The organism is Deltaproteobacteria bacterium, from assembly GCA_009692615.1.
In the GTDB taxonomy this organism is placed as follows: domain Bacteria; phylum Desulfobacterota; class Binatia; order UBA9968; family UBA9968; genus DP-20.
Genome location: SHYW01000181.1, coordinates 1 through 5,827 on the forward strand (window position 1 = coordinate 1; position 5,827 = coordinate 5,827).

At 55.3% G+C, this 5,827-nt stretch carries 7 protein-coding genes; 5 read left to right on the forward strand and 2 right to left on the reverse strand.

Going from position 1 to position 5,827, the window contains the following annotated elements; all coding sequences use genetic code 11:
* The first annotated feature begins 190 nt into the window (after positions 1 to 190).
* The 5 genes from EXR70_24770 (at position 191) to EXR70_24790 (ending at position 4,240) form a co-directional block, all read left to right on the forward strand.
* Complete coding sequence (locus EXR70_24770; protein ID MSP41711.1) at positions 191 to 1,186, forward strand: hypothetical protein; 996 nt, start codon at positions 191 to 193, stop codon at positions 1,184 to 1,186.
* 103 nt (positions 1,187 to 1,289) lie between these two features.
* Positions 1,290 to 1,760 (forward strand): hypothetical protein, encoded by a 471-nt coding sequence (locus tag EXR70_24775; protein MSP41712.1) that lies wholly within the window; start codon positions 1,290 to 1,292, stop codon positions 1,758 to 1,760.
* Positions 1,761 to 1,796: 36 nt separating this feature from the next.
* Positions 1,797 to 2,081: a hypothetical protein gene (locus tag EXR70_24780; GenBank protein ID MSP41713.1), complete on the forward strand. Its 285-nt coding sequence runs from the start codon at positions 1,797 to 1,799 to the stop codon at positions 2,079 to 2,081.
* A 66-nt stretch (positions 2,082 to 2,147) separates the two neighbouring features.
* On the forward strand, positions 2,148 to 3,170 hold the full coding sequence (locus EXR70_24785) for a hypothetical protein (GenBank protein MSP41714.1): 1,023 nt from the start codon (positions 2,148 to 2,150) through the stop codon (positions 3,168 to 3,170).
* Between the two features lie 35 nt (positions 3,171 to 3,205).
* Entirely contained in the window at positions 3,206 to 4,240 is a 1,035-nt protein-coding gene (locus tag EXR70_24790) for a hypothetical protein (GenBank protein MSP41715.1), read from the forward strand.
* 74 nt (positions 4,241 to 4,314) lie between these two features.
* Here EXR70_24790 and EXR70_24795 read toward each other — a convergent pair whose 3' ends face one another.
* The gene (locus EXR70_24795; protein ID MSP41716.1) at positions 4,315 to 4,746 is read right to left on the reverse strand and encodes a hypothetical protein; all 432 of its coding nucleotides are present in this window, start codon (positions 4,744 to 4,746) and stop codon (positions 4,315 to 4,317) included.
* A 114-nt stretch (positions 4,747 to 4,860) separates the two neighbouring features.
* Entirely contained in the window at positions 4,861 to 5,646 is a 786-nt protein-coding gene (locus tag EXR70_24800; GenBank protein ID MSP41717.1) for a hypothetical protein, read from the reverse strand.
* Positions 5,647 to 5,827: the final 181 nt, after the last annotated feature.

Below are 5,827 nucleotides of genomic sequence, written 5' to 3' on the forward strand. Positions count from 1 at the left end.
CGGCCTCAACCACGGTGATCTCGCTGCGATATACTCGTTGAATTACGTCTAGTCGTTTCTCGTCTTTCATTGTCAGGGTTGTCATCCTTCCACCCTGACATAATTACGTTGCCGTTAACCCCTGACATAATCACTTTGCTACAACACTCACGCAAAATAGATGTTGACACTAGACAACGACTTCAGATAGTTGAGCTGCGTGGCTACATTTAAAGACTTGCTTCTGAATGTCACCGCGTTTTTTATTTTGTTGTCACTACTGTTAAACGGCAGCGGGAACGCTAACGGTGCCGCTGCCCCGTTTGCCGAAGCCCTTTCGATTGTCGATATGCACGCTCATTTCTTTCGAACAAGTTCGGCATCGGTTGTCAGCGCCATGGATCGAGAACGGATCGCCAAAGCGGTGTTCATGCCGGTGCCGAACGCAGGCAGGTCGCGCCGGCGCGGCGCCACGGACGAATTTTATCGGGAAGCCGCGCTTGCCGGGCCCGAACGGCTCGTGGCTTTCTACGGCGGCAATGAGCTGAACCAGCAACTTTCAGCCACATCTCCAAGCGGCGTCTCGGCCGACATGAAAGAACGTTTTCAAAAATCGGTCGAGGACGTTTTGCAGAAGGGTGGATACAAGGGCATCGGCGAGCTTGGCCCTAGGCACATCGCTTGGGCGCCAGGGATGCGCGAGATCGAATATCCCGCGGATCATCCGTTGATGCTGGCGCTAGCGGATATCGCGGCCAAATTCGATATTCCATTGGACATTCACATGGAAGCGACGGCGAAAACCCTCGCGGAACTCGATCGGCTCCTGACGCATTATCCAAAAACGAAAATCATTTGGGAACATGCCGGCTGGTCCAACACTGGCCTAGCGACGCCCGAGGTCATCGCAAAGCTGATGCAACGATTTCCGAATCTGTTGAGTACTATCAAGTACCGCGAAGCTAAAACCGAAACTCAGGCGCAAATCAATTTACTCGATCGCAATGGTGCTCTCGCGCCAGCGTGGAAGTCGCTATTCGAGGAATTTTCAGAGAGATTTTTGGTCGGCACGGATGTCAAACTCGGCGAAGAAGACAAAGATTATCGAATCGCCCAGAGCTATCGAAAAATCCTCGGCCAGCTATCCGAGTCAAGTGCGAAGAACATAGCCTCGGGAAACGGCATTAAGCTATTAATGCTAAAATAGTTTTACGGCCTTTCGTCTTCCCTTATACATCGTGCATACCGAACCTCCGGTTGAAGACCGCATATCAGTGCAGTAGTAGTGTCTGACCGGAGGAACGTAACCCATGCCCCTCGAATACTTGCCGATCATGGCAAAAAACTCAGCGCCGAAACCGCCGCGCGTATTAGTGTCGCCGTCGAAACCCGCTTGGTGTCCGATCACAACGCCCGTAAGCGAATCCCGCGTGGCGCTTTTGAGTAGTGCGGCACTGAGACTGTCAAACCAAGAACCGTTCATCCCGCGCGAAGACTTGAGCTACCGGCGCGTCCCGTCCGATCCTAACGCCGGAGAAATAATCATCGATCATCACTCGGGCATCGGCCGCGTGCCCAGGCAGGATCCGGAGATTGTTTTTCCGCGCACTGCGCTCGCTGATTTGGCGAAGCGCGGCAACGTTGGTTCACTCGTGCCGTTTCATTTTTCTTTCATGGGCGGCGTACGCCAGCAGCAAATAATTGAAAACGAACTCGCTCCCGCCATTGCCGCTGACTTAAAGCAAGCGCAAGTCGATCTCGCGTTGATGATTCCCTATTGACCCTTCTGCCATGAGACCGTCGGTCTCATCGCCCATGTGATCGAAGCAAGTGGAATTCCGACACTCGTCATCGGCACGGTCCACGACATCATGAGTAAAGTCACGCCGCCGCGCGCCGCCTTCGTCGATCATCCCGTGGGGCGCACGTTCGGTCCACCGAACGATCGTCAGCGCAACGAAACGGTTCTCACCAAAGCGTTAGCCCAGTTGCCGAAGTTCGCGCGCGCCGGAGAAATTCACGACCTCGGCTGCAACTGGTCGCCCGACGCCAGCCGCGCCTGGGAAGACGAGCTGCGCGCGGAAATGTCCCAGGACCGTTGACTCAAATTGAATTTTCATAGTTAATGGCCGACAACAAATCCGCCGCCACGCGGAGGGAGCAAAGGAATGTTCAAAACCCTGGAAAAAGTTATCAGCGCATTCGCGCTGATAATCGCGCTAGCGACTTCAGGCCACGCCGCCGAGCCATTCTACGAAGGCAAGACGATTAGATTAATCGTCGGCTTCTCCGCCGGCGGCGGCTTCGATACCTACTCGCGATTAATCGCGCGCCACTTGGGCCGGCATATCGCGGGGAATCCGGCCATCGTCGTCGAGAACATGACCGGCGCCGCCAGTCTGCTCGCCGCCAATCACGTGTATAAGGTAGCCAAGCCGGACGGCCTAACGATCCTCAACTTCCACGGCAACCAGGTGATCAACCAGGTCATCGGCAAACCAGGCATCGAATTCGACGCGCGCAGGTTCGAGTACATCGGCATCCCGACCCAGGACAACGTCGCCTGCGCCTTCACCAAAGCGAGCGGCATCACCAGCTTCGACGCCTTGAGAAATTCGAAAACACCGGTGAAGATCGGCGGCGTCGCGCCGGGCGATACGACTTATAATACTGCGAAGCTGCTACTCGCCGCGCTCAAGTTGCCGCTGCAACTCGTCGCCGGCTACAAAGGCACCGCGGAAGTGCGGCTCGCGGCGGAAGCCGGCGAAGTGGCCGGCGGCTGTTGGCAGTGGGAATCGATCAAATCGATCTGGCGCCAAGGTCTCGACTCAGGCAACGTCTTCATCGTCTTGCAGGTGAATCCAAAACCGCACTCGGAATTAGCCAAAGTGCCCAACGCCGTCGACTTTGCGATTAACGAGAATGCCAAGCAACTATTAAAATTCGGCGGCCACGATCCATCCGCGATCACCCGTCCCTATGCCGTGGCGCCGGGCACGCCGAAGGAACGCGTCCAACTGCTGCGCAAAGCTTTCAACGACACGCTCAAGGACCCCGAGTTCATCGCTGACGCCAAGCGTTCGCGCCTCGACACCGATCCGCTTACCGGCGAAGAAATCGAAAAAATCGTTCTCCAGCTTTTCAAGATCGAGCCGACGATGGTCAGCCAACTGAAAGAAATCCTCAAATAAACGTCAAACCAATCAGTCGCACTTAGAATTACACAATGGGAGCAACCATGGGAAAGATTTTTTACGCGTCAGCCATTTCAGTCTTGGCATTCGTGCTGAGCCTATCGAGCACCCACGCGCAGGATAATTTTTATAAGGGTAAAACGGTAAGAATCATCGTCGGCGCCTCGGCCGGCGGCGGTTACGATACTTATGCGCGCACCATCGCGCGCCACATGGGCAAGCATGTCGCCGGCAATCCGAGCTTTATCGTCGACAACATGCCCGGCGCCGGCTTTTTGATCTCCGCCAACTACATGTACAAGGTCGCCAAGCCCGACGGTTTGACCATCGGCCATTTCATCGGCGGCCTGTTCTTGCAACAGCTGTTGGGCAAACCCGGCGTCGAATTCGATGCCCGCAAGTTCGAATACATCGGCGTGCCGGCCCAGGACAACTACATGCTCGCCGTGCACAAGAGCACCGGCATCACCAGCATCGAGCAATGGTTGTCGTCGAAGACCGTCATCAAGCTCGGCGGTGTCGGCGCCGGTTCGGCCACCGATGACATTCCCAAAGTTTTAGGTCCAGCCATCGGCCTGCCCTTTCAGTTGGTCTCGGGCTACAAAGGCACCGCCGACGTGCGGCTCGCGTTTGGCAGCGGCGAAATCAACGGCATTTGTAATTCCTGGGAATCGTTCAAGGCGACCTGGAGCAAGGAGCTTTCCTCCGGCGAGCTGGTGATGATTTTGCAGAACGTCGCCAAGCCCCATCCCGATCAGCCCAAGCTGCCGCTGGCGATCAACTACGCCAAGGGCGAAGAAGGCGAGAAGCTGATCAAAGCCATCGTCCACAGCGTCGGCCCGACAGCGCGACCTTTCGTGCTGCCGCCGGCAACGCCGAAAGACCGCGTGCAGATCTTGCGCAAAGCCTACATGGACACCATGAAAGATCCCGACTTTCTCGCCGACACCACCAAAGCGCGCCTCGATATCAACCCGCTCGACGGCGCCGAACTGGAAAGAAACGTCCGCGAAGTTTTCAACCTAGATCCCAAGCTGATCCCGCGCGCCAAAGAAATTTTGAAATAAAGGATCTTAGCTTGAGGGCACTCCGAAAATCTGAAATTTGTAATTTGAAATCTGAAATACCGCGCACAGCGCGGTCAAAAGCCGCAATCCGCCGGGGTCACGTCCACCGTGGCGATATGTTGCTTGTCTCTATCGAAGTACGAATAGCGTAGCGTCACACCTTTTTTTAGATAGTTGTCGCGCATGTCGGGCTGATTGCACGCGCCCTGGGCAACTTTTTGTTTCACTCCAGCGGCAAACTTTTGGTGATCGAGTTGTTTAACCGAATAAGGCACGAGCCGGTACTTGTAGATCAACATCCCTTCGTGTCCTTCGACAATCGTCAGTTCGGTTTCTTTGTCGATCATCACCGGCACCGTACGATTGATCTCGGCGGCGATCCGACCGAGCCATTCTTGGGAGCGCGGATCGAGCTTCTCGCCGAATAATTTCGGCCCGGCCCACCAAAGTAAAATGGCGGCAAACACTGCGCCGGCGAGCCAGCTAAGGGCTTTGAACAAATTCAACGGCATCTTCCTTATACGGGTTCTTTACTGCAAGCGAAACAAATTTTCCAATAAAAAAGCGGGAAGCGACCCGAAAGTCGCTACCCGCTTTTTTCCAATTGAATCAAATCCGATCTAGAACTGATAAACCAACTGGATGCCGAAGGTGGTTTGACTATCGTTCTTCGGATTGTTGCCGCGATTGGTGAAATCGCCGACGTTGAAAATATTGCCGCTGGCGAAATCTTGGCGTAACTCGATGCGGCCCAACAAAGCTTTGGTGAATTTATAAGCGCCGGTGAGCGTGAACTCGCCGACCGTCACATTGGCTTTGCCGGCCGAATCCCCACCCAAACGCGCGCCATCGGGATCGGCGAACCATTCGCCGCGCAACGCGGTGGTAAACCGGTCGGTCCAGGAATAAGACGCGATGCCGGCCATGCCATACCAGTCAGCGTTGCCGCCATTCAGCCCGGCGTTTTTCTGGTGTCCGTAGGTAAATTCCAGCGACAGCGCCAAGGGATCGATGGGCTTAAAAGTACCGACCGTCGCCCAAGTGGTGCGCGACGTGCTATTGGCTCCGGCGGCCGTCGGCTCTTCACCCGTGATGATATTGCTGGCGATGGTGATTTGATCGTTGGGCGTTAAGGTCACGCCGCCGAGAAACGCCGGCGTGTGGTTGTTGTCACGTGGGTTGTCCCAACCGGTGACTACGCCCGCCGACAAGCCGATCATCTTGTGGATCGGATAACTCAACATAACGCCAAGATGGCGAAAGGGGATAGCATAGTTGAACAGGAACGAACGAGAAAGGTTATCGTTGAACGCGCCCGGATTGGGAATGATCTCAGTGCCCAACGGCGTAACAAACAATCCGCCCTTGATGCCGAGCCCTTCGCCTAGCGGCAGCGTGGTAGTCACAAATGCTTCGCGCAACTCCGCCGAAGGTTCCCGCTTAAGGAATCTCTGAACAAGTCATCTAGCAAGTCGTCTAATAACGAAGAGCAGAAAGACCGACAAGGTGAGGCGGGAGGAAAGAGCGTGGGGGAGCAGACAACGTTTGCGAGTTTGGCGTGGGCGAGAAAGAAAAAGCAGAGCAAGC